The organism is Pseudodesulfovibrio sp. lm2024 (genome assembly GCF_051175575.1).
In the GTDB taxonomy this organism is placed as follows: Bacteria; Desulfobacterota; Desulfovibrionia; order Desulfovibrionales; family Desulfovibrionaceae; genus Pseudodesulfovibrio; species Pseudodesulfovibrio caledoniensis.
The window spans coordinates 3,957,290-3,978,602 of sequence record NZ_CP195092.1; the positions used below are offsets into that span (position 1 = coordinate 3,957,290).

The 21,313-nt window shown below is 66.9% G+C and carries 25 protein-coding genes; 17 read left to right on the forward strand and 8 right to left on the reverse strand.

The window, feature by feature from the left end; translation table 11 throughout:
• Positions 1–174: 174 nt before the first annotated feature.
• A complete protein-coding gene (locus ACR42D_RS18425; protein WP_484568246.1) occupies positions 175–537 on the reverse strand; it encodes a hypothetical protein in 363 nt (120 codons plus the stop codon).
• Entirely contained in the window at positions 524–1,810 is a 1,287-nt protein-coding gene (locus ACR42D_RS18430; protein WP_484568247.1) for a terminase large subunit domain-containing protein, read from the reverse strand. Before ACR42D_RS18430 ends, ACR42D_RS18425 begins: the two co-directional genes overlap by 14 nt.
• Before the next feature lie 52 nt (positions 1,811–1,862).
• Here ACR42D_RS18430 and ACR42D_RS18435 point away from each other — a divergent pair, with 52 nt between their 5' ends.
• Entirely contained in the window at positions 1,863–2,783 is a 921-nt protein-coding gene (locus ACR42D_RS18435) for a tetratricopeptide repeat protein (RefSeq protein ID WP_484568248.1), read from the forward strand.
• A 2-nt stretch (positions 2,784–2,785) separates the two neighbouring features.
• On the opposite strand, the gene ACR42D_RS18440 is transcribed toward ACR42D_RS18435, so the two are convergent.
• Both ACR42D_RS18440 and ACR42D_RS18445 read right to left on the reverse strand, forming a co-directional pair.
• Positions 2,786–2,998 (reverse strand): hypothetical protein, encoded by a 213-nt coding sequence (locus ACR42D_RS18440; protein WP_484568249.1) that lies wholly within the window; start codon positions 2,996–2,998, stop codon positions 2,786–2,788.
• Entirely contained in the window at positions 2,995–3,399 is a 405-nt protein-coding gene (locus ACR42D_RS18445; protein WP_484568250.1) for a hypothetical protein, read from the reverse strand. The genes ACR42D_RS18440 and ACR42D_RS18445 overlap by 4 nt, the downstream gene beginning before the upstream one ends.
• 290 nt (positions 3,400–3,689) lie before the next feature.
• Between ACR42D_RS18445 and ACR42D_RS18450 the strand changes: the two genes are divergently transcribed.
• From ACR42D_RS18450 to ACR42D_RS18495, 10 genes are all read left to right on the forward strand, one after another.
• Positions 3,690–4,364, forward strand: a complete 675-nt coding sequence (locus tag ACR42D_RS18450) for a CBS and ACT domain-containing protein (protein WP_484568251.1) — start codon at positions 3,690–3,692, stop codon at positions 4,362–4,364.
• Between the two features lie 764 nt (positions 4,365–5,128).
• A complete protein-coding gene (locus ACR42D_RS18455; RefSeq protein WP_484568252.1) occupies positions 5,129–5,539 on the forward strand; it encodes a hypothetical protein in 411 nt (136 codons plus the stop codon).
• Between the two features lie 261 nt (positions 5,540–5,800).
• The gene (locus ACR42D_RS18460) at positions 5,801–6,616 is read left to right on the forward strand and encodes a sugar phosphate isomerase/epimerase family protein (RefSeq protein ID WP_484568253.1); all 816 of its coding nucleotides are present in this window, start codon (positions 5,801–5,803) and stop codon (positions 6,614–6,616) included.
• A gap of 4 nt (positions 6,617–6,620) precedes the next feature.
• Positions 6,621–7,031: a PaaI family thioesterase gene (locus ACR42D_RS18465; protein WP_484568254.1), complete on the forward strand. Its 411-nt coding sequence runs from the start codon at positions 6,621–6,623 to the stop codon at positions 7,029–7,031.
• Between the two features lie 67 nt (positions 7,032–7,098).
• Complete coding sequence (locus ACR42D_RS18470; RefSeq protein WP_484568255.1) at positions 7,099–7,533, forward strand: thioredoxin family protein; 435 nt, start codon at positions 7,099–7,101, stop codon at positions 7,531–7,533.
• A 660-nt stretch (positions 7,534–8,193) separates the two neighbouring features.
• Complete coding sequence (locus tag ACR42D_RS18475; protein WP_484568256.1) at positions 8,194–9,384, forward strand: cystathionine gamma-synthase family protein; 1,191 nt, start codon at positions 8,194–8,196, stop codon at positions 9,382–9,384.
• Between the two features lie 30 nt (positions 9,385–9,414).
• Entirely contained in the window at positions 9,415–10,473 is a 1,059-nt protein-coding gene (locus ACR42D_RS18480) for a hypothetical protein (protein WP_484568257.1), read from the forward strand.
• A gap of 62 nt (positions 10,474–10,535) precedes the next feature.
• Complete coding sequence (locus ACR42D_RS18485) at positions 10,536–11,114, forward strand: flavin reductase family protein (protein ID WP_484568258.1); 579 nt, start codon at positions 10,536–10,538, stop codon at positions 11,112–11,114.
• A gap of 3 nt (positions 11,115–11,117) precedes the next feature.
• Positions 11,118–12,461, forward strand: coding sequence for an SH3 domain-containing protein (locus ACR42D_RS18490; RefSeq protein ID WP_484568259.1), 1,344 nt, complete (start codon positions 11,118–11,120; stop codon positions 12,459–12,461).
• A gap of 108 nt (positions 12,462–12,569) precedes the next feature.
• A complete protein-coding gene (locus ACR42D_RS18495) occupies positions 12,570–13,346 on the forward strand; it encodes a hypothetical protein (protein WP_484568260.1) in 777 nt (258 codons plus the stop codon).
• 13 nt (positions 13,347–13,359) lie between these two features.
• Here ACR42D_RS18495 and ACR42D_RS18500 read toward each other — a convergent pair whose 3' ends face one another.
• Both ACR42D_RS18500 and ACR42D_RS18505 read right to left on the reverse strand, forming a co-directional pair.
• A complete protein-coding gene (locus tag ACR42D_RS18500) occupies positions 13,360–13,590 on the reverse strand; it encodes a DNA-binding protein (protein ID WP_484568261.1) in 231 nt (76 codons plus the stop codon).
• 14 nt (positions 13,591–13,604) lie between these two features.
• Positions 13,605–13,982, reverse strand: a complete 378-nt coding sequence (locus ACR42D_RS18505; RefSeq protein ID WP_484568262.1) for a DUF5675 family protein — start codon at positions 13,980–13,982, stop codon at positions 13,605–13,607.
• A gap of 174 nt (positions 13,983–14,156) precedes the next feature.
• Here ACR42D_RS18505 and ACR42D_RS18510 point away from each other — a divergent pair, with 174 nt between their 5' ends.
• From ACR42D_RS18510 to ACR42D_RS18525, 4 genes are all read left to right on the forward strand, one after another.
• A complete protein-coding gene (locus ACR42D_RS18510; RefSeq protein ID WP_484568263.1) occupies positions 14,157–14,903 on the forward strand; it encodes a S24 family peptidase in 747 nt (248 codons plus the stop codon).
• Positions 14,904–14,928: 25 nt separating this feature from the next.
• Positions 14,929–15,906 carry a HEAT repeat domain-containing protein gene (locus ACR42D_RS18515; RefSeq protein ID WP_484568264.1) on the forward strand — a complete coding sequence of 326 codons (978 nt, stop codon included), beginning with the start codon at positions 14,929–14,931 and terminating at the stop codon, positions 15,904–15,906.
• A gap of 12 nt (positions 15,907–15,918) precedes the next feature.
• Positions 15,919–16,320, forward strand: coding sequence for a DUF6941 family protein (locus ACR42D_RS18520; protein ID WP_484568265.1), 402 nt, complete (start codon positions 15,919–15,921; stop codon positions 16,318–16,320).
• 329 nt (positions 16,321–16,649) lie between these two features.
• Positions 16,650–16,853 carry a hypothetical protein gene (locus tag ACR42D_RS18525; RefSeq protein WP_484568266.1) on the forward strand — a complete coding sequence of 68 codons (204 nt, stop codon included), beginning with the start codon at positions 16,650–16,652 and terminating at the stop codon, positions 16,851–16,853.
• A 53-nt stretch (positions 16,854–16,906) separates the two neighbouring features.
• Here ACR42D_RS18525 and ACR42D_RS18530 read toward each other — a convergent pair whose 3' ends face one another.
• Positions 16,907–17,710 carry a 2-amino-3,7-dideoxy-D-threo-hept-6-ulosonate synthase gene (locus ACR42D_RS18530; RefSeq protein WP_484568267.1) on the reverse strand — a complete coding sequence of 268 codons (804 nt, stop codon included), beginning with the start codon at positions 17,708–17,710 and terminating at the stop codon, positions 16,907–16,909.
• A 222-nt stretch (positions 17,711–17,932) separates the two neighbouring features.
• On the opposite strand from ACR42D_RS18530, the gene ACR42D_RS18535 reads away from it, so the two are divergent.
• Complete coding sequence (locus ACR42D_RS18535; protein ID WP_484568268.1) at positions 17,933–19,183, forward strand: EAL and HDOD domain-containing protein; 1,251 nt, start codon at positions 17,933–17,935, stop codon at positions 19,181–19,183.
• Positions 19,184–19,192: 9 nt separating this feature from the next.
• Positions 19,193–20,380 (forward strand): amidohydrolase family protein, encoded by a 1,188-nt coding sequence (locus ACR42D_RS18540; protein WP_484568269.1) that lies wholly within the window; start codon positions 19,193–19,195, stop codon positions 20,378–20,380.
• 12 nt (positions 20,381–20,392) lie between these two features.
• Here ACR42D_RS18540 and ACR42D_RS18545 read toward each other — a convergent pair whose 3' ends face one another.
• On the reverse strand, positions 20,393–21,262 hold the full coding sequence (locus ACR42D_RS18545) for a radical SAM protein (protein WP_484568270.1): 870 nt from the start codon (positions 21,260–21,262) through the stop codon (positions 20,393–20,395).
• Positions 21,263–21,313 lie beyond the last annotated feature (51 nt).

The following is a 21,313-nucleotide window of genomic DNA, read 5'->3' on the forward strand; positions in this document are numbered from 1 at the left end:
GAGGCCCATGGCCGTCCGGCGCAAACCCTTCGGGACACCACACAGCCAAGCTACTCCCGCCCTCGCGTGAAACACCTCGCCACCCCGCTTCCGCACCTTCGCCGCAGGCGACCCAAAAAATTTGGGAGGGGGTCCAGGGCAGCGCCCCGGCCGCCGGAGGCATCTCCAGCCCCCCTAATCCACGGCCAGGCTCGCCGTCTGGTAGACGCACATCTCCCCGAAGCCGTACAGCCGGGCGAAGCGAAAGAGCTTTTCGTCGAACCGGCCCTGGTCGTTGGCGCGCACGCCCATGATCTTGGGCAGGCCGAGTCGACGGGCTTCGCCTTTGAGCCATTCGAGGTCGCGGGCCAGGGTCCGCCGGGTCTTGGGTCCCCAGCGGGTCACGGTGATGTGCAGTTCGAGGTAATCCGGGCGTTCGGCGATAGCGCAGGCGGCGTAGGAACCGTGGGTATCGGCGAGTTCGAGCCAGCGGTAGGGGCCGGTTTCAGGGAAGCTGTCCAGGACGGCGGGCCGGATGGCGGTCTCAGTCACGGGCATGGGTGCCTCCGAAGGGGTTGTAGTTGTTGGCGGTCCGGGACGGGCGCGGGCCGGGCTCGGGTTGGCGGAAGCCCACGGCGAAGTAGCGGAAGCCGTCGGCGGCGTGGCTGGTCCAGTCGTGCAGGGGGTGGGCCGAGAAGTCGGCGGTCCGGTCGTTGAAGGAGCGCCGGTAGTGGCGCAGGGCCTCGATGCCCGTCGCGCAGCGGGTTTCGTCGAACCAGCAGCGCGGCAGGATGGTGCGCACAGCGTTGATGCCGTCCTGGATGGGGATGTTGGCGGCGATGTCGAAGCGGATGCCGAGCGACCGGGCCACTTCCAGGCGCGACTTGCCGGTGCCCAGTTCGCGTACGCGGATGTCGTGTGGCGCGATGTGGGTGCCGTACTTGTACCCTTTGGCGTCCAGGATCTTGGCGTAGTGGTCCAGGCCCTCGCCGCTGGCTTCGTAGTAGTCCACCACCGCGAAGGTGCCGCCGGGCCGGGCCTGGACGAACCAGATGGAGGTGGAGTCGGACATGCCCAGGTCCCAGGCGGTGTGCACGGGCATGCTGGGGTCCATGGGCACGGCGGTGACGCGGCCCTCGCGGTCGGCGTCGGCCAAAAGCTGGCCGAAGTAGGCGCCCCGGATGGCGGCGGTGAAGGAACATTCGAACTCCTGCTCGTATTCCTCGGGCGACATCTCGCGGGCGCTGGCGTCCAGTTCTCCCACGGGGATGATCCCGGTCTCGGAGGCGCGGTACATGGCGGCCAGCCAGTCCGGGTCGAGTCTGGCCTTTTCCCATATCTCGTAGAGCGCGTTCTTGCCGCGTGGGGTGCCGATGAACATGGCCCAACCCCGGCGGTCGGACAGGGCGGGCCGGATGACCTCGGTCCAGACGCGCAGGGGCATCTGGGCCACCTCGTCGAAGACCACGCCGTCCAGGTACATGCCGCGCAGGGAGTCCGGGTTGTTGGCCCCGAACAGGCGGATGCGCGCCCCGTTGTCGAAGTCGGCGCGCAGCTCGGACTCGTTGAACTTGACGGTGCAGCCGTCCATGCCCAGGCCGCAGTAGCGCTTGAGCTCGTCCCAGACCACGGTCTTGGCCTGGCGGTACAGGGGGGCGATGTAGGCCCCGCGCCAGTCGTCACGGCGGGTGGCCCTGGCCGCGCGGATGAGCCGGTTGACGGACAGCACGGTCTTGCCGAACCGGCGGTGGCAGACCAGGACCGAAAAGCGGCCGAGTTCGGCCTCGATCCTGGCCTGGTGTTCCCTGGGCACATACAGATCACTGGACATTCTTTCCTCGCTTATGTTGACGGGCAATGCGGGCCAAGGGTATTCCACGGCCATGCGAACGTACGCCCTGATTGTTCTTCTCTGCCTGATCCTGGCCGCGCCGGGCTGCGCGGAGAAGCAAACTCCGCCCGCGCACCCGCCCACTGCCGAGGAGCTGGCCGCGCAGCGGCGCGAGGCCCGGGCGGCCGATGCGTTGTCCGAGGCCATGCAGCTTCAGCACGACGGCGAGTTCCTGGACGCGGACACCGCGCTGGTCTACCTGAACCAGGCCCTGGACCTGGACCCGGACCTGGCCAATGCGCGCTACCAGCGGGCGACCATCCTGTTTTCCAAGGGACGGGCCAACGAGGCCCTGGCCGACGTGAACCGGGCCATCGAGCTGAAGCCGGACCACGTGCAGGCGCACTACACGCGCGGCTCCATCCTCCTGAACCTGGGGCGGTTCCGTGAGGCGGCGCGGGACTTCACCGAGGTCATCCGGCACGACCCGTCCGTGGCCGAGGCGTTTGTCCGGCGCGGGCTGTGCTACGTGCAACTGCGCCGCGAGGACGAGGCCATCGACGACTTCGGCAGCGCCCTGGCGCTGAACCCGGCCAACCTGGAGGCCAACTACAACCGGGGCATGGCCTACCTGGCCCGGAAGGACTACGAGGCCGCCCTGAGCGACCTTTCCCAGGCGTACATCCTGGACGCGGACAACGTCGGGCTGCTCTCCGCGCGGGGCCAGGCCCTGCTCAAGCTCGGGCGGTTCAAGGACGCCGCGCGGGACTACCAGCGGGCCACCCAGCTGGAGCCGGGACAGAGCGCCCTGTACGGGCTGCTGGGCGAGGCCCTGGCCGGTGCAGGGGAGATGGACCAGGCCATCGCGGCCGTGGAAAAGGCCCTGGCCATGGCGCGCGCCCAGGGCGACGACTTCCTGGCCGCCCAGTACGCGGACCAGCTGCGGCAGTACCGGGACAAAACCTACCCCTAGGCTCATCGCAGCACCTCGAAGAGCATCCGTCCGCCCATGGCGGCCACGCCCGCCACGCTGCCCCAGACCAGCCGCTCCAACAGCCGTATTTTCTCCCGGTTGCCCGCGCATTGCCGGGTCTCGTTGATCTCGCGGATGGCCACCTGGATGGCCTTGACCCTCTCGTCGATGCGGACCAGAAGGTCCTGCAGGTCCTGTCTCTCCATGGCCGTCATTTGCCGCCTCCGAAGGCGTCCTTGAGGCCGCGCACCGCGCCGGGCAGGTAGTCGCCGATCTTCTTGACCCCGAGCACGGCGGCCACGATCCAGAAGGTGATCTGCAAAAACCAGTCGGGCAGCGCCTCCCAGGAGCGGATGACCTCGCCCGCGCCCTCGGGGTCCGCCCCGGACCAGATGAAGAAGCCTATCCAGGCGAAGAAGAGCACGTCGTCCTTCCAGCCCGCGTTCTCCAGCTGCTTCATCTCCCAGTCATGATTGAATTCCCGGTCCGACCGGGCCAGCCGCATCCGGTTCTCCATGACCGCCTTTTTCAACTCCTGTTTGCCCTTGAGGTGGTCCGCCACTCCATCCACCACCGTGGTCAGCAGTCCCGCCACGGCTCCGATAATCGGTATCATGCCGTTCTCCATGTCTTTGATGGTTGCGTACGCCACCCCGGTCCGGGACAGCATAGCCCCGGTTTTCGGCAAAACCGGGTTTCGGGAACGATCGGCAGGAAAAAACAACTCAATGGTATAAAAAATCATCTTGACGGGGTTCGCGCGGCCGGGGTAGCCGACCGGACCCGCCCGGCGCGCGAAAAAAGCGTCCCGGGACTAGCCAAATGGCGCGGGAATCGTTAAGAATAGCTCAGAATATCGATTGTATCCGGCCGGGCGAGGTCGGTTAACCAAGGAGGAATACCCCTATGCTGGTAGTCAACTGGATGAGCACCGACGTCGTCACCATCACCCCCGAGCGCTCCATGATGAAGGCCTCCAAACTGATGAAGGACAAGTCCATCAGCCGCCTTCCCGTAGTCGATGAGAACGGCGTCATCATAGGCATCGTCTCGGACCGCGACGTCAAGGACGCCTCCCCGTCCAAGGCCACCACCCTGGATGTGCACGAGCTGTACTACCTGCTCTCCGAGATTAAGGTCGGGGACATCATGACCAAGAAGGTGGTCACCATCCGCGACACCGAGACCGTGGAAAAGGCCGCCGTGCTCATGCTCGAAGGCAACTTCGGCGGCCTGCCCGTGGTGGACGAGGAAAACAAGGTCGTGGGCATCATCACCGATACCGACATCTTCAAGGTCCTGGTCGAAATTTCCGGCGTCTACGAGGGCGGCGCGCAGTTCTGCCTGCGCCTTTCCACCGCGCCCGGCAGCCTGCGCCCGGTTCTCGCCTTCCTCAAGGACCACGGCGCGCGTATCATGTCCATCATGACCCACAACGTGCCCGAATCCGAAGGGTTCAAGAACGTCTACATCCGCATCCGCGACATGGAAAAGCCCGAGTTCAAACGCCTCAAGCAGGACCTCGCCGACACCTTCGACGTCGTCTACTGGGCCGTGGATTCCGTCCACAAGGTCATCTAACCCCCGGAAGAACCTCGAAAAACACTTTTTTCGATAAAAGGCCGATAAGTTACTTGATCTATATCCACGCGTAATATAGTCATATCTTACCGACGATCTCTGCCTTTTTCCAAATCTAGGAGGCCGCCCCGCAAGGAGCGGCCTCCTGCCGTTTGCGAAGGACAGCGGGGAGGAGGATGCCTCCGGCGGGCCCTCGCCGGGCGGCGTCTCCGACGGCCTAAGAACCTTTTGAGAAAAAGGTTCTTAGGGATCTCCAAAACTTTTTCTGTCGCCTGCGGCGAAGGGCGTGCGGCGGCGGAAAGCCAAGACGAGAACACCTTCCGCCATGCCGGTGAGCGATTTCGGGGGAATAGCCCCGAAGCACACCCACTCCGCCCGCAGTCGCAAAACGCCGCAAAACCCATTCCCCGAGCGTCGCCCACGCCCGCCTGCGGCGTTGGCAACCGTCCCGAAGCGTTTGCGCCGGGCGGCCCTCCGAGGCCCGTGGACGTCCGGCGCGAACGCTTCGGGACACCGCCCAGCCAAGCTACTCCCACCCTTCCCGCGCAACATGCCGCCTTCCCGCGTCCGCACACCTGCCGAAGGCACACAAAAAGTTTGGGAGGGTCCAGGGAACCTTTTTCCAAAAGGTTCCCTGGCGGGGTCTGGGGCAGCGCACCAGCCGCCGGAGGCATTCCCTTCCTCGCCAAGGGTCAACAAGTACCTTAAGAAATATGAAGAAGGGCCGAAAAGAGAAGGGACAGCGTTTGGAAAAAGGAGCGGATATGGGAAACGTGGTGGCCTTGGAGGAATTCCGGCGCACGCTGGACCGGCGCGAGGAGCGCGGCCGGGCATTGGAGCGGCCGGAGATCCGGGGTGCGGAGATATGGGGCCGGGACTACACGCAGCTGGAGGCGGTGGTTTTCGGGCTGTTGAAGGTCCGGGAGATCGCGGCCTACCATGCGTCGTTGCGCGCGGCCCGGCACGCGGACGGGTCCGACCAGATGTTCGACGCGTTGTGCCTGGACGCCCTGGACGCGGCCTACCGGGTGGAGGACCTGGGCCCGGCCCGGCTCAAGGCGTCCATCAAGCCGCTCAAGGAATGGCTCCTGGACGCCATGACCGAGGACAACAAACGCGACATGGCCTGGGCGCTGGTCCTGGTCGACCTCATCGAAAAGTCGCCGACAAAGTAAATATCGATAAGCTACGATAAGTCATTTCCATCATAATTTAAGACTGATGAAAGCCGCCGATTTGTTCAGCGGCTTTTTTGTTGCCGCTTCCGCACTCGGCTCGGACAAATCGTAATGGACCGGGGCGGCGAGGCGGGTCGCGGCAGGCTGCATTCTCGCGGCGAACGGACGCCGGACGCTATTTGCCGCCGTTTACCCGCCGGATTTCGCCCTTCCCCGATATTTCATTGCCTGGACCTGGAGTTGTCGTATGGTGCAGGCATGGGAGAAGACGCAGTCGGCCCGGGCGGCCCCCAGATTCTGCTGTCGGCGGGATGTTTGTTCCACCTGCCGCTCAAGCTTGTGGCGCGCATCGGCCGGGAGGCCGGGTTCGCTGGCATGGAGCTGATCATGAACTCGCCCAAGCTCGACCCGCAGGCCGGGCTGACGGCCGTCAGCGACATCCTGCCCATCCGCAGCCTGCACGCGCCGTTCCGAGACTGGGCGGCCTGGGGCGGACATCTCAATTCCTGGCGCGCGACCACGGCCCTGGCCAACTCCCTGCCCGAGGCGGACCACATCGTCATGCATCCGCCCGGCTCGCGGCTGGCCAACATGATCCAGAACCGCTGGTTCGAAAAGGCCGTGGACCTGCCGTTGCTCCTGGACGCCAAGGGGCGCATCCGCTTCTCGCTGGAAAACATGCCGTGGGCCGAGTCCTCGCCGTTCGGCCGCGACCCGCTGGACAAGCTCATGGCCCAGTGCCGGGACAAGAACGTGGGCTTGACCTTCGACGTCTGCCACATGGGCGTGTCCGGCCGCAACGTGCTGGATGCCATAGATAAAGTGCCGCTCGGTCTGCTCTACAACGTCCATTTCTCCGACGCCGTGGGCTATACCGAGCACCTCGCGCCGGGCAAGGGCGCGTTGCCTCTGGACGATTTCCTGGCCCGCCTTGGCAAACGGGGCTACGGCGGATACATTACCCTCGAACTGGAGCCCGGCGCCTTTCCCGACGACATGGACGGCACCGTGGAATTGCTCACCAGGCTGCGCCGGGACATGGAGGCGCGGCTGACAACCGGCCGGAGTGATTAGCCCAATGCCCCAATCCTACCTCGATGCGGTCCGCCAGCCGGGCCAGACCGTGAACAACCTCTTCACCTTCCTCGGCATTGTTGTCGACGCCATCGAACCGGACCGAGCCGTGCTGCGCTTGCCCTTTCGCCCGGAACTGACCCAGGGCGCGGGCATGGTCGCGGGCGGCGTGCTGGCCACCCTGCTCGACGAGACCATGGCCCACGCCGTGCTCGGTGGCAATGAACCCGGCCAGCGCACCACCACCGTGGACCTGTCCGTCAGCTACCTGCGCGCAGTCAGACCCGGCTCGGGCCTGACCTGCGAGGCCCGCGTCATCAAACGCGGCGGCCGCGTCCTGTTCGTCGAGGCCACCGCTTCGTCCGACGACCGCGAAGTGGCCCGGGCCACGGCCTCGTTCCTGCTCCTGGCCTGATTCCCGCCCTTGCCCCGCGCGGTTTCATGCTTATTTTTCTTCCGTACGACACCAACGGAGGAACACCATGACCACCGACAATCGACTCATCGTCTGCCCGCACTGCGGGGCCATCAACCGCGTCCAGACCGGCCGTGAGGCCGAAGCCACCTGCGGCAAATGCCGCGACAAGGTCTTTGACGACCATCCCCTCGAACTCGTGGGCTCGACCTTCGACCGCCACATCGCCAAATCCCAGGTGCCCACCCTGGTGGACTTCTACTCGCCCACCTGCGGCCCCTGCCTGATGATGGGCCCCCAGTTCGCCGACGCCGCCAAAACCCTGTTCCCCCAGGTCCGGCTGGCCAAAATAGACACCTCGGCCGAACAGGCCATCGCCGGACGCTACGGCATCCAGGCCGTGCCCACCCTCATCCTGTTCAAAAACGGACAGGAAGCCGCCCGCCAGTCCGGGGCCATGAACGCCCGAGACATCGCGGCCTGGGTGGGGCAATACTTGTAGGGGGATGCCTCCGGCGGGCCTACCGGCGGTCTCCTTCGGAGAGACCAGGGCGCTGTCCTATCGCTGCTGTCGACGGCTCTAAGACCGAGCAAGCTCGGCCTAAGACCCGACGCGGCCCCGCTTAAGGCCGAGGGCCTTAAGAATCCCATGTTCGCTTCGCTCAGGGGCGTGCGGGCGCGAAAGGCTGGCAAGGAACGCCTTCCGCCGTGCCCGAAATCGCGGGGTTGTATTTAAAGAAGGCATGGCCACAAAAGCCCCCCCCGCTTCTCCCGTAGTCACAAAACGCCGCGAAACCCATTTCACGAGTTCCGACCACGCTAGCCTGCGGCGTTGGCAACCGTCCCGAAGGGTTCGCGCCGGACGGCCCTCCATACACCATGGCCTTCCGGCGCGAACTCTTCGGGACACCACCGGGCCGAGCTACTTCCGTCCTCCTGTTAAGCACCTCGTCACACCGCGCTCGCACCTTCGCCGCAGGCGACATAAAACGTTTGGGAGGGGGGCCAGGGGGAACCCTTTTCAAAGGGTTCCCCCTGGCGGGGTCTGGGGCAGCGCCCCAGCCGCCGGAGGCATCTTCCATCCCCGCCCTCCCGCGCTTGTTTCCCGTGCTCTACTTTGGTATTTCTCCGCGATCATTATGGAATACATCCGGGAGGGCCTATGAGCCGGGAAAGAAAACACGCCATGGGGACCGAGGCGGTCTGGGGCGGCGAGGACAAGTTGTTCGAGGGCAACGCCACGCAGGTGCCGGTGGTGCACAGCGTGTCGTTCGGCTTTGATGACATGGACGAATGGCTGGACGTGGCTTTGGGCAACCGGCCGGGGCACATTTACACGCGCAACACCAACCCCACGGTGGAGGTGTTCGAGGAGAAGGTCCGGCTGCTGGAGGGCGGCGAGGCGGCCACAAGCGCCTCGTCCGGCATGGGCATCATTTCCAACGCGCTGTTCGCACTGCTGAAGCCGGGCGACAGGGTGGTCTCGGTCAAGGACACCTATGGCGGCACGAACCGGATGTTCTCGGAATTCCTGCCCCGAATCAACGTGGACGTGACCCTGTGCGACACCGCGGACCACGCGGCCATCGAGGCCGAGGTGGCCAAGGGGTGCACGGTGCTGTACCTGGAGACCCCGACCAACCCGACCATCAAGGTGCTGGACATCGAACGGCTGGCCAGGGCGGGCAAGGCGGTGGGGGCCGTGGTCATGGCGGACAACACCTTTGCCACGCCGGTGAACCAGAATCCGCTGGCCCTGGGCGCGGACCTGGTGCTGCACAGCGCGACCAAGTATCTGGGCGGGCACGCGGACGCCTTGGGCGGCGTGGCCGTGGGCGGCGCCGGGCTGATCAAGACCATCTATTCGTACCGCGAGATCGTGGGCAACGTGCTGGAGCCCATGAGCGCGTACCTGCTGCTGCGCGGCATGAAGACGCTGCACCTGCGCATCGAGCGGCAGAACGCCAACGCCCTGGAGATCGCCCGGTTCCTGGAGGGGCATCCGGGAGTGGAGAAGGTGTTTTATCCGGGGCTTGCGTCCCATCCGGGCCACGAGATCGCGCGCAGGCAGATGCGCGGGTTCGGCGGGATGTTGAGCTTTGTGGCCAAGGGCGGGACGTATGCGGACGCCTGCCGGGTGCTGTCCGGGCTGAAGCTGGCGCGGCGCGCGGCCAACCTGGGCGCGGTGGAGACCATCGCCGGGCCGCCCGCGACCACGAGCCATGTAGAGTGCACCAGGGAGGAACGCGCGGCCATGGGCATCCCCGAGAGCCTGATCCGCTATTCCGTGGGCATCGAGGACGTGGAGGATTTGAAGGCGGACCTGGACCGGGCTTTGCGACAGGACGCTTGACGCGAACCGCTCGGGGGGTGAGAACAGGGTATGCTGCTGGACGTACCTTTTTTGCCCCACGCCGATTATACGGCTTTTTTGCGCGATCGGTCCGACCGGCTCGCGTCGGTCCACTTCTCGCTGTCCGACCCGCGCGTGCCGGACGCCCGGCAACGGCTGGCCGAGACGGATGTCGGGAAGGTCGTGCGCGGCCTGAACCGGCTGGAGGGCGTGAACCGGTTCCTGCTGATGAACGGGCGGCTGCACCAGCCGGAGCGGTATTTCTACGCGGGAAGCCTGGACGCGACCGCCGATCTGCTGGAGCGGCTCGCGGACGAGGCCGGGTTGACCGGAGTGGTGTTCGCGGACGCGTATTGGTTGCAGGCTTTGTCCGACGCCCGGCCCGGGGTGTGCGAACGGCTGGAGGCGGTGCCGAGCGTCAACGCCATGCCGGATTCGCCGGCCAGGGTCTTCGCCCTGCTGGACATGATCGCGGGGACCGCGTTCCGGCCGCCGTCCAGGCTGGTGGCGGACCGGGCATTGAATCGCGACCCGGAAGGGCTGAGCGGGCTGGTCCATGGGCTGCGCGCCCGGCATGCGGATGTGCGCCTGTTCCTGCTGGCAAACGAAGGGTGCCTGTACCAATGCCCGTACAAGCCCGCCCACGACGCGCACATCGCGCTGGTGGTGGAGGGACTGTGCGGGGACCGGACCTTTGCCATGAACCGGGAGTTCGGGTGCGTACGGCGCATGCTTGACGAGCCGGGACTGATGCTCGCCTCGCCGTTCATCCGGCCCGAGGACGCGGACCGCTACACGGGTGTGGTCCACGGACTCAAAGTCTGCGGGCGCAACCGGGGTGCGGATTTTCTCATGCGCGCGGTGGCCGCGTATGCGGAGGGGACGTACGAAGGCAATCTGCTGGACCTGATGGACGCCATGGGCGATTTGGCCGAGCGGGTGTACATCCCCAACCATGGGCTGCCCGCCGATTTTTTCGAGCAGGTCACGGCGTGCGACAAGGCGTGCCGAGCCTGCGGCCGATGCGCGGCCCTGGCTAAGCGCATCGCCGAACGCACCGACCCCGGCCTGTCCGGATTCGGGCGCTGACGTTTCCATTCACCCCGGCCCGCCCGGAACGGCAGGCCCCATGCATACAAGGAGCGAACCTCATGAAGAAATCCCTCGGTCCCAATACCCTGGCGCAGCCCACTCCTGTCTGGGCGGTGGGTTCTTACGACGAGGCGGGCAAGCCCAACGCCATGATCGCGGCCTGGGGCGGCATCTGCGGTTCGGACCCGGCCTGCCTGACCGTGTCCGTGCGCCCGTCGCGCCACACCTACAAGGGCATCCTCAGGCACAAGGCGTTCACCGTGTCCGTGAGCTCGGCCCCGCTGGCCGCCGAGGCGGACTTCCTGGGCATGGCCTCGGGCGACAAGATGGACAAATTCGCGATCACGGGCCTGACCCCTGTCAAGGCCGAATTCGTGGACGCCCCGTACATCGAGGAATTTCCGCTGGTCATCGAATGCGAGCTCAAGGAGACCGTGGACCTCAACGCGCACGTCATGTTCGTGGGCGAGATCAAGGACGTGAAGTGCGACGAGGACAAGCTGGCCGACGGCAAGTACCCGGACCCGGAAAAGGTCCTGCCCCTGATCTTCTCCCCCGGCACCCGCAGCTACCACACCGTGGGCGAAAAGGTCGGCAGGGGGTTCGACCTGGGCAAGAAATTCCTCAAGAAAGGCTAGCCCATGCGTCGCCCCGGCCTGCCCGCGTTTCTGTTCCCGCTCCTGCTCGCGGCCCTGCTCCTGACCGGCGCGGGGTGCGCGGTGCGGGGGGCGGACCAGCCGCTTGTGCTGCCCGCCCAGGACGCCGGAGCGTACCACGGGTTGCCCGGGGATGCGCCGCTCATGGGCCCGGAGGTCCAGGGGATGGCGTGGTCGGACTTCCTTGCCCGCCACTTCGACCCCTGGGATCGGACCCGGCCGGAATACCCGGCGGACAAGGTCTTCTGGGGGCTGACCGCCTTTGCGGACAAGCCGGTATACGGCGAAAACCTGCAGCCGCGCGAGCCGGGCTGGCTCGCCGCCATGGCCGAGGCGTCACGGGTGGCCGAGTATCCCAGCCTGAACCGGCGGGCCATCGCCGTGGCCAATACCGCCATGCGGGTGCTGCCCACGGAAAAACCCGCCTTCGCCGACCCGGGCCAGGCGGGCGAGGGGTTCCCTTTCGACTACCTGCAGAACTCCCTGGTCCTGGCCGGGACGCCGCTCTACGCCAGCCACGAGAGCGCGGACCGCGCCTGGGTCCTGGTGGAGTCGCGCTTCGCCTACGGCTGGGTGCGCCGCGCAGACATCGCCTGGGTGGACGACGCGTTCGCGCAAACGTTCCGGTCGGGCCGGTACGCGGCCGTTGTCCGGGAGGGCGTCTCCCTGACGGACACGGACGGCGAGTTCCGCTTCAAGGGGTTCATCGGCACCCTGCTGCCCGTGGCCGAAAACACGAAATACGCCGATGACGGCGACCTCACGGTCATGGTTCCGGCCAGGGACGTCATGGGCCGGGCCGTGGTCCGCTACGCCCGTGTCGCGTCCGGCGACGCGCTCCCTGCGCCGCTTGCGCCCACGCCGGACAACTTCGCCATGCTGGCGAACCGCATGCTCGGCGAGCCCTACGGCTGGGGCGGGCTGTACACGGACCGCGACTGCTCGGCCACAGTCATGGACCTGATGGCCGGGTTCGGCGTGTTCCTGCCGCGCAATTCGAGCCAGCAGGCCAGGCTCGGCTGGGTGGAGCCCCTGGACGGGGAGAGCGACGCAGCCAAGAAGGCGCGGCTGCTCGATAAGGGCGTGCCCTTCCTGACCCTGGTGCGCAAGCCCGGGCACATCATGCTCTACATCGGTTCCAAGGACGGCGAGCCCGTGGTCCTGCAGACCATCTGGGGGCTCAAGACCAGGCGCGGCGGGGCCGAGGGACGGCGAATCATCGGCCGGACCGTGGTCTCCACCCTGGAACCGGGCGCGGGCCTCCGCGACCTGGCCCGGCCGGACGGCATACTCCTGCACACGGTCCGCTCCTTCAACACCCTGCCCTGAGCGACCTTTTTTTGACGGCGGCCGCGCGGCTCGCCACAGCGCCCGGCGCAACGGGTTGATTTCCCACGCCTTGGCGCGGTTGGGAACGGGCCGTGCAATGTATGGGGCATGCACAGAGCGAAACTCGGCCATATCCTGCTCCTGGGAGCGCTAACCGTCCTGCCCGGCTGCCTGGCCATCAACGCGGCCCTGGGCGTGTTCGGCGTGATCGGGCCGCCCGCCGCCCAACTGGCCGGAGCGGCCTACACCGTGGCCGAGTACTCCTACGAATACGGGGCCCACGACCGCACCCCGGACGAGGTCTTCATGGCCAAGTTCGACTGGCTCCTGGACGACGGGGACGAGCCCGAACCGGCCGCTTTCGCAGGGGCCCTGAGCGCGGCCGTGTCCGGCCCTCGCATGGCCGATTCGCCGCGCCCGATGGTGTCCGTGGCCGACGCCGGGGACGTACTCGGGCCCGTTGCCAAGCCCGTTGCCGTGCCCGAAACGCGGCGTGCGACGCAGCCGGTGGAGGCGGCCGCTCCCGTGAACACGGCAAGGAAGGCCGCCCCCGTGCGGCGGGCCGTCAGGGTCCGGACGGTTGCCGCCAAGGCTTCCGCCGAGCCCGCTGTCGGCGAACCGGTCCGAATCGTCGCGCCGCGCAGGTCCGCACCGGTTCACACCTATGTGGCCCATGCGCCCAATCCGCTCCAGGCCCGTCTCGACCGGCTGGAGAACGGGCTGGCCCAGGCCGAGGCGCTCTACCTTGCGGAACCAAAGGACGGGTTGCGCCTGTCCGTGCCCCCGCGCGACGGCGACCCGAGCGCCCAGGGCGTGAACGGCGGGAACTCCCTACGGCTGCCGCTCATGCGCAGCGTTCCGGCCATGCCCGCGAATCCTGCCTAGGATCGGGCCGGAATCAATCCGGCGACGCCTCCGTGCGCTCCCTGAACACGTAGTTGCTGATGTGCCGGTCGCGCTGCTCGCGGATCCACCGTTGCAGATCCTCGGGCAGGGCGCGCCACGACCCCTTGTCGTCCCGCTTCCAGGCGGGCAGTCCCTTGTCCCGGACAAGTTCCGTGATGTTGCGCGGGTTCTCCCCCACCGCCTCGCAGATATCCTTCGCCCCTTTCAGACAGATCTCCGACATACCGCCACCGCCTTCTACTCTTCGATAGTGAATTGGAAGACCCGCTCGTCGGCGCAGCGGTCCAGGAACTCCGCAAAGGCCGCGCGGGAATCGAGCACGCCGCGCTCGGTGCCGAGCCTGCCGAACCGGCTGCCGAGCAGGATACAGCCGTGCGTGTCACGGGCCACGTTGCCCTGGTGGAACAGGATGGCGGTGCGGCCGGGCACGTCGGCCACCTCGAAGGTCGGGCCGAAGGTGGGCGAATCCACCCTCCGGCAGGTGTAGGTCCCGGCCGGGATACAGGACACCCCCACCCGGTTGCCCCGTTCGGGCGGCTCCAGAGTGACGCACTGGACCCGGCCGTCCAGACGGAGCACGCCGAAGGTCCCTTCCTCGCTTTTCTCCAATCGCATAATATCTACCTTTCTCATCAGTTATGCCTCCATATTTGCATTATGACAATGACTTTACAGCCGTGTATAGTCAATTGGCTATTTGCTAGTCAACCATTTTCCTCATTTCTCTTTAGACATTTGCCAATTTTCATGTATAAGGATGCACAACCATTACAGAGAAAAGGGGAAGAAATGGGATTTACCGATGACGTGCGCCAGGCGCTCCTCAACCGGATCGGGCCGGGCAAACGGTACCCCAACAACAAACGGATGGCCGACGAACTCGGGGTCGACCCGTCGCAGCTCAACCGCTTCCTCAAGCGGGAGCGCGGCCTGAACAGCGATTCCCTGGGGCACATCCTGGACCGCGTGGGCGTGACCCTGTCCTTTTGCGACGAACCGGCCGACGCCGCCCGCGAGGTCTGCTTCCGGCCGCCCGACCGGGCCCGGACCGGGGCGGGCGCGCCAGAGCCCAGGGCCGACGACTACCTGGCCGTGCCCCTGGCCGCCCCGGCCGTGGCCGCCTCGGCCGGACTGGTCCCGGAGGGCAGCGTGGACGGCTGGGTCCTGGTCTGGCGGCATCAGGAGTCCATCCGCTTCCGGTCCAACCTGGTGGCCGTGGAGGTGGGCCTGGGCGAACTGTCCATGACCCCCACCCTGCACCCCGGGGACATCGTCCTGGTGGACCGCGACGACCGCGACCCCTGCCCGGCGGGCAAGATCATGCTCGTCCGCGAACCGGGGGAAGACGGGGCCGCGCACATCCGGCGGGTCAGCACCCGGCGGCTGGACGACGACCTGGAGCTGATCTACTACTCGGACAACAGCCGCGAGCACCCGCCCGCCACCTTCCGGCTGGGCCGGGACTTCGGCGGCGACATCAACGGGGCCATCGGCGGCAACGTGGTCTGGGCCTGGAGCGACATGACCCGGAAATAGCCACTTTTCAAAATAAGGAGGCCCGATGTTGGACTTTCGACACATTCTCTCGGCCCGGAGGCTCGTCCCGGCAGTGCTGTTCACCCTGGCCCTTGTCCCGGCACCGGCCGCCTCGGCCTCGGAACCGGACGGGCTGCGCATCGCGGGCCAGCTGGGCAGCCGGGACGAAGGCGAACGGGCCGCAGGGTTGTCCGCCCTGCGCCGAGACGGTCAGGCGGCCCTGCCCGGCCTGATCCAGGGGTTGCACGCCCCGGATGCCGAGGTGCGGCGCGGCGCGGTGTACGGGCTGAACCTGCAACCCGCCCCCGCACTGGCCCTGGACGGTCTGCTCGAGGCATTGGGCGACCCGGTCCCCTCGGTCCGCTTCCTGGCCGCCCTGACCCTGGCCCGGCTCGGCGATCTGGCCGCCCCGGACGTGGCCCGGCTGCTGGCCAGTCCGAATGAGAATGTCCGCGTGGCCGCCTCCTTGTGCCTGAGCCGCATGGGACGGGACGCGGTCCCGGCCCTGGCCGCCATGCTGGACCGCGACGATCCCCCGGTCCAGGCCAAGGCCGCCTGGCTGCTCGGGGCCCTGGGCGCCGAGGCCATGCCCGCGGTTCCGGCCCTGATCCGGGCGCTCACGACCCGGGACATACGCCTGGTCCACGTCCTGGCCGAGAGCCTGGACCTCGTCGGGCCAGCCCCGGCGCTCGTTTTTAGACAAATGACCCTGCTCGGCAGCGAGGATGCCAACCGGCCGTTCGCCCGGCTGGGCGCGGCAGCGGCCCCGGCCCTGGTCAAGCTGCTGGCCCGGCCCGGCACGCCCATGGGACAGATGGCCCTGTACACCCTGGTGCGCATGGGCGCGCAGGCCGAGCCCGCCCTGCGCGCGGCCCTGGCCACCGGCAGCGACGGACAGAAGGCTGCGGCCGCCCTGCTCCTGACCGGCATCGACCCGGACCTGGCGCACACCCTGCCCGAGCCCCTTCGCCGCTCCCTGGGCGGCGCCCTTCACCAAAACTGACACGGAGGCACCATGCCCGAACTCGTTTATTCCCTTATCTGCTCGGACCTTATCATCGACAAGGATTCAAGCTCGACCTCGTTCATCCGGACCATCGAACACGCCGTGGTCCCGGACTTCCCGACCACCCTGCCGCCCATATACTTCGCCAGCCTGTGGGACCTGGAGAACGCGGGCAATAGCCCGTTCACCATCTCCCTGGCCCTGGTCTCGCCCGAGGGCAAGGAGATCACCCTGGGCATGCAGGAGATCGCCCCCACCGGAACCATGCTGCACAAGATGAACTTCCAGCTGCCCGGCCTCAAGGTGGAAGGCGAGGGCAAGCACGTCCTGGCCGTGGCCGTGAAGACCGACGGCGGCTGGGAGACCCGAGCGAGGCTTCCGCTCTACGTGTTCAAGAGCCAGGACCAATAGGCGGCGTACACGCTCTGCAAAAGGCCGCGTCATGCATGGTGATTCCATGCATGACGCGGCCTTTTACATTATGAACTACACAACTATGCCTTTCCTGCAGACAGAGCCGATGCAACACTCCTCGGACTGCTCTATAAAATGTTTTCTACAGCAAAACCTTAAATTGTATTTTACTAATTTTTCAAAGTAAAATAGGACATTAGATGCAAAATTTGTCAGTTTTTACTAGACATTTTATGGCTCAATCCCTACTGTCGCATCGTTGTTTCTATATTTATCGATTGCCCGCTTTGCCGCCCTCCTGGGCGGCCGGGCATCCAGGGGGAATTATGCGCCTTGCCGTCATCATAAAAGCCGAAAAGAAGGAGGAGCTGCCCACGGCCGCCGAACTCCGCGAGGCGGGCTTTGCCATATCCACGGCCCTGGGGCCGGACCGTGACGCGGACGCGCCCGGCAACGCGCCGCCGGACCGGCCCGCGCCGAACCGGAGCGACCAGGCCTGCCGACTTTGCCCGGAACGAAAGAGCCCCTGACGCCGGGAATGGCGCCAGGGGCTTTGATTGCATTGATGGTGAGCGCGGCCGGGCTAGAGGATGTCCTCGTACCCCTTGATGGCCTCGTCCACCGGGGCGTCTTCGTGGACGATCCGGTTGAGGACCTCGACCAGCCGGGTGGTGTCGCGGTGCTGGAACACGTTGCGGCCCACGGACAGGCCGGAACCGCCCGCGTCCAGGGAGGTGCGGACCATGTCCAGGAAGTCGCGGGTGGAGTCCATCTTGGCCCCGCCCGCGATGACCACGGGCACGCCCGCGCACTCGACCACATGGGCGAAGCTCTCGGCGCTGCCGGGATAGTTGACCTTGACCACGTCCGCGCCGAGCTCCGCGCCCACGCGGGCGCAGTGGGCAACAACGTCCGGGGCATACTCGTCCGGGACCTTTGGGCCGCGCGCGTAGACCATGGCCAGCAGGGGCATGCCCCACTCCGAGGCGGACGCGGCCACCCGTCCCAGGTCCATGAGCATCTGCCCTTCGGTCTCGTCGCCCAGGTTGACGTGCACGCTGACCGCGTCCGCGCCGATCCGGATGGCCTCCTCCACGGTGGTCACCAGCCGCTTCACGTTGGGAAACGGCGACAGGCAGGTACCCGCCGACAGGTGGACGATGCAGCCGAAGTCGCGGCCCTGCATGCGGTGGCCGAGCTTGACCTGGCCCTTGTGGACCAGGCCCGCGTTGGCCCCGCCCGCCACCAGGTTGGTGACCGTGTCGCGCATCTTTTCGAGCCCGGCGATGGGGCCCACGGTCACGCCATGGTCCATGGGCACGATGATGGTCCGCATGGTGTTGCGGTTGAAAATCCTCTCCAGACGGATGGCCTTTCCGATATGCATTGCGTCACCTCTCTCCTGGTGGTTGCTGTCTGTCCAATACCTGGGTTCCCATAATACAGTCCGGCCCAAGAGGAAAGCGGAATTCCCCCGTCCGAGCTCCGGTTTTCGACCGCTTTTTGTGCGGAGTTGTTGACGAATGTCCCTCCACGCCCTATCCTTGGTACCGTGCCGTTTCCCTGTGAACCGCATGAACGATCCGATTGCCTGCCAAAGGGGACACAGATGACCGACGAGAAGACCTATGAATCCGTCTTCGTGGCCCGTCAGCCCATATTCGATACCCAGCACGAGACCTGGGGCTACATGATGCTCTTCCGCGACAGCGAAGACGCCGACCACGCCGTATTCACCGACAATTCCGAGGCGACCATGAGCCTCGTGTCCAGCCTCCCGCTGTGCGACACCCCGCGAACCGGCAAGACCCGGTTCCTGATCCACTTCACGCCCGAAGCCGTGGTCCGGGGCATCCCCCACGCCATCCCGTGGGACAACACGGTCATCATCCTGGAGGAGCTCGAGGACCCGGACGAGGCCCTGTTCGTGGCCCTGGGCGACCTGATGCTCGACGGCTACGAGCTGGCCCTGAACAATTTCGAGGGCAAGCCCGGCTGCGAGCGGCTGGGGGAACTGGCCGACACCCTGCTCATCGACGTGGAGGGCAAGGACCAGGCCGATCTCGAGGCCATCGTCACCCGCGCAAAGCGGTTCGGCGCACCCCGGCTCGTGGCCAAGCGGGTGGAGAACGCCGAAGACCTGGAGCGGGCCCGGAACGCGGGCTTCTCCCTGTTCCACGGATATTTTTTCAAGCGCCCTCAGATCGAATCCGGTCGCAAGATCAGCTCGGCCAAGGCCACCCGGCTCAAGCTCTTCGAGATCATCGAGAAGGATGAGCCCAACTTCGACGCCCTGGCCCCGGCCATCGAGGCGGACGTGGCCATCAGCTACCGACTGCTCAACTTCCTCAACTCCGCCAACTTCAGCTTCGCCACCAAGGTGACCTCCATCAAACAGGCCGTGGTCCTGACCGGGTGGAAGCCCATCCGCAACTGGCTCCGGCTGATCATCCTGACCGACCTGACCCCGTCGGAGAAGACCCTTGAGCTGGCCTACATCTCGGCCCACCGAGCCAAGCTCTTCGAGACCGCCGCCCTGGGCAGCGGGTACGAGGAGGACTCGGACACCCTGTTCATCGTCGGCCTGTTCTCCCTGCTGGACGCCATGCTCGACACGGACATGAAGGAGATCACCAACCACCTGCCCGTGGACGACGAGGTCAAGGCCACCCTGTGCGGCAAGAAGACCCGGTTCACCCCGTGGCTGGACTTGGCCAAGGCCATCGAGGCCTCGGACTGGGACGAGGTCGGCGAGCGCGCGGCGGCCCTGAACCTGCTGCCCGGCACCGTGGCCGTCAGCTACCAGCACGCCTTCACCTGGGCCGACGCCTTCTTCTCCTCCAAGCCCGGCGCGGAATAGCCCCGGCCCATGGCCCTGTCCCGGCGCGCGTTCCTGACCCTGCTGGCCGGAACGAGCCTGCTCGCGCCCTTAGCCCACGCCGCTCCGCCCAGTGGGACCTTCGCCCTGGCGGGCACCGTCCATCCCGGCCGGGGAGCGCCTCTGCCCGGCCATGCCGTGCTCGTCCGTTCGGGCCGCATCGAGGACGTGGTACCGGCCCACTTGGTGTCCGACCGCCCGGTCATCACCCAGGAAAACGGCTCCATCCTGCCGGGCGTGATCAACGCCCACTGCCACAACCTGCACACCGTCGGCGAGCGGCGCGAACGCTGGCTTGAACACGGCGTGACCTCCATCGGCGACGCGGCCTCGCCCCTCGAATTTCTGCCCGCGCTCCTCGCCTCGCCTCCGGGCCGAACGGCCACGGCCTCGGCCTGCGGGCCCATGCTCTGCCCGCCCGGCGGCTACCCACTGCCCGTGCACAGCCCGGAGCACGCCCTGGAGGCCGCCTCACCGGAGCAGGGGACGGACGCGGTCAAACGGCTGGCCGACCTGGGCGCGACACGCATCAAGATCGCTTTCGAACCCGGCACCCTGCCGAAAGCGTACCCCCTGTTCGAACCGGCCACAGCCAGGGCGATCTGCGACGCGGCCCACCGGCTCGGGCTGGCCGTGCGTTGCCACGTGGAGGACCTTTCCGGCCTCGAGCCCGCGCTGGACGCCGGGGCGGACTGCATCGAGCACGTCCCGCACCGCTGGCGCGACCGGGGCCGAATCCGCCCCGTGCTCGGCCCTGACGGCGCGCCCGTGCCCTATTACCGGCAACAGCTCGAACGCATGGCCCGCGACGGGATCGTCATGACCCCGACCCTGGACGTGTTCACCCGCACCCCGTGGAACGGGCCGTCCCTGTTCGCGCCGGTGCGCGCCTTCCACGCCCTGGGCGGGCGGATAGCCCTGGGCAACGACTTTCCCTACCGGCGCACGGACGCGTCCATGCAGGTGCGCGAGATGCGCCTGCTGGCCGAGGCCGGACTGGACGGGCTGGCCGTGCTCGAAGCGGCCACGGCCACGGCGGCCGGGGTCTGCGGATTCACGGACCGGGGGCGCATCGCGCCGGGCATGGCCGCCGACCTGCTGGCCGTGCGCGGCGCGCCCACCCCGGACGCGCTGCAAGACCCCGCGCACATCGTCAAGGACGGGGTTTTCATCCGCTGATTGTCAGGAAGGTCAGAGCCGCCGGACCGACTCGTCCCGGAGCGGGGCCGCGCCCGCCAGGGCCTGGTCGATGCGGTCCAGGGCCGCCTGTTTGCCCGAAGGCAGGCGGACCTTGAGCGGCAGGTAGTTGGAGGCGTGGTCGGCCAGGAACAGGCCGCGCGTCAAGGTGGTCCCTGCCAGCATTTCGCGCAGCTCCCGAAGAATGCCCGACGCGTCGGGTATGTCGAATTCACCGCGCCGGGCGCGCTCGAAGAGCGGGGTGCCGGGCACGAGCATCAGGCTGAGCGCCCCCACCTGGTCCGGGTCCATGCGGGTCAGGGCGCGGGCCGTGGCCTGCGCGTGCTCCATGGACCGCTTCACCCCGCCCAGCCCGTTGACGACCGTGACGTTGAGCTTGAACCCGGCCGCCTTGGCGCGCCGCCCCTGCTCCACGATGCCGTCCGCGTCGCCGTTCTTGTCCATCTCCTTGAGCACCATGTCGTCGCCGGACTCCAGGCCCATGTAGACGATGCCCAGCCCCAGCTCGCGCAGCTCGGCCAGTTCCGCGTCGGACTTGCGCTTCAGGCTCTTGGCGTTGGCGTAGGTGCCCACCCTGGTGACCCAGGGCAGATGTTCGCGGATGAGGGACAGGATATCGGTCAGCCTGGCCTGGGGCAGGATCATGGCGTCCCCGTCGCACAGGAACACCCGCCGCAGGTCGCGCAGGTGGCGGGCCGCGTAGAGGATGTCCGCCAGCACGGTCTCGCGCGGCTTGATGGCGAACCGCTTGTCCAGGTACGCGCCGCAAAAGGCGCACCGGCCGTGCGAACACCCCAGGGTGACCTGAAGCAGAACGGACCCGGCCTCGCTCGGCGGTCGTATGATCGTGCCCTGATGGTCCATGCGTCCTCCCTTGAACCGGCCCCACGATACGGCAACGGGCGGAAATGGCAA

What these genes read in the sequence shown, in the direction of transcription:
- ACR42D_RS18455 (WP_484568252.1), top strand. Translation starts at nt 5,129, where the DNA reads ATGGGAAACGTGGTGGCCTTGGAGGAATTCCGGCGCACGCTGGACCGG.
- ACR42D_RS18465 (WP_484568254.1), top strand. Translation starts at nt 6,621, where the DNA reads ATGCCCCAATCCTACCTCGATGCGGTCCGCCAGCCGGGCCAGACCGTG.
- ACR42D_RS18530 (WP_484568267.1), bottom strand. Translation starts at nt 17,710, where the DNA reads ATGCATATCGGAAAGGCCATCCGTCTGGAGAGGATTTTCAACCGCAAC.
- ACR42D_RS18520 (WP_484568265.1), top strand. Translation starts at nt 15,919, where the DNA reads ATGCCCGAACTCGTTTATTCCCTTATCTGCTCGGACCTTATCATCGAC.
- ACR42D_RS18490 (WP_484568259.1), top strand. Translation starts at nt 11,118, where the DNA reads ATGCGTCGCCCCGGCCTGCCCGCGTTTCTGTTCCCGCTCCTGCTCGCG.
- ACR42D_RS18485 (WP_484568258.1), top strand. Translation starts at nt 10,536, where the DNA reads ATGAAGAAATCCCTCGGTCCCAATACCCTGGCGCAGCCCACTCCTGTC.
- ACR42D_RS18440 (WP_484568249.1), bottom strand. Translation starts at nt 2,998, where the DNA reads ATGACGGCCATGGAGAGACAGGACCTGCAGGACCTTCTGGTCCGCATC.
- ACR42D_RS18525 (WP_484568266.1), top strand. Translation starts at nt 16,650, where the DNA reads ATGCGCCTTGCCGTCATCATAAAAGCCGAAAAGAAGGAGGAGCTGCCC.
- ACR42D_RS18505 (WP_484568262.1), bottom strand. Translation starts at nt 13,982, where the DNA reads ATGCGATTGGAGAAAAGCGAGGAAGGGACCTTCGGCGTGCTCCGTCTG.
- ACR42D_RS18475 (WP_484568256.1), top strand. Translation starts at nt 8,194, where the DNA reads ATGAGCCGGGAAAGAAAACACGCCATGGGGACCGAGGCGGTCTGGGGC.
- ACR42D_RS18495 (WP_484568260.1), top strand. Translation starts at nt 12,570, where the DNA reads ATGCACAGAGCGAAACTCGGCCATATCCTGCTCCTGGGAGCGCTAACC.
- ACR42D_RS18435 (WP_484568248.1), top strand. Translation starts at nt 1,863, where the DNA reads ATGCGAACGTACGCCCTGATTGTTCTTCTCTGCCTGATCCTGGCCGCG.
- ACR42D_RS18425 (WP_484568246.1), bottom strand. Translation starts at nt 537, where the DNA reads ATGCCCGTGACTGAGACCGCCATCCGGCCCGCCGTCCTGGACAGCTTC.
- ACR42D_RS18515 (WP_484568264.1), top strand. Translation starts at nt 14,929, where the DNA reads ATGTTGGACTTTCGACACATTCTCTCGGCCCGGAGGCTCGTCCCGGCA.
- ACR42D_RS18545 (WP_484568270.1), bottom strand. Translation starts at nt 21,262, where the DNA reads ATGGACCATCAGGGCACGATCATACGACCGCCGAGCGAGGCCGGGTCC.
- ACR42D_RS18540 (WP_484568269.1), top strand. Translation starts at nt 19,193, where the DNA reads ATGGCCCTGTCCCGGCGCGCGTTCCTGACCCTGCTGGCCGGAACGAGC.
- ACR42D_RS18510 (WP_484568263.1), top strand. Translation starts at nt 14,157, where the DNA reads ATGGGATTTACCGATGACGTGCGCCAGGCGCTCCTCAACCGGATCGGG.
- ACR42D_RS18430 (WP_484568247.1), bottom strand. Translation starts at nt 1,810, where the DNA reads ATGTCCAGTGATCTGTATGTGCCCAGGGAACACCAGGCCAGGATCGAG.
- ACR42D_RS18500 (WP_484568261.1), bottom strand. Translation starts at nt 13,590, where the DNA reads ATGTCGGAGATCTGTCTGAAAGGGGCGAAGGATATCTGCGAGGCGGTG.
- ACR42D_RS18445 (WP_484568250.1), bottom strand. Translation starts at nt 3,399, where the DNA reads ATGATACCGATTATCGGAGCCGTGGCGGGACTGCTGACCACGGTGGTG.
- ACR42D_RS18470 (WP_484568255.1), top strand. Translation starts at nt 7,099, where the DNA reads ATGACCACCGACAATCGACTCATCGTCTGCCCGCACTGCGGGGCCATC.
- ACR42D_RS18450 (WP_484568251.1), top strand. Translation starts at nt 3,690, where the DNA reads ATGCTGGTAGTCAACTGGATGAGCACCGACGTCGTCACCATCACCCCC.
- ACR42D_RS18460 (WP_484568253.1), top strand. Translation starts at nt 5,801, where the DNA reads ATGGGAGAAGACGCAGTCGGCCCGGGCGGCCCCCAGATTCTGCTGTCG.
- ACR42D_RS18480 (WP_484568257.1), top strand. Translation starts at nt 9,415, where the DNA reads ATGCTGCTGGACGTACCTTTTTTGCCCCACGCCGATTATACGGCTTTT.
- ACR42D_RS18535 (WP_484568268.1), top strand. Translation starts at nt 17,933, where the DNA reads ATGACCGACGAGAAGACCTATGAATCCGTCTTCGTGGCCCGTCAGCCC.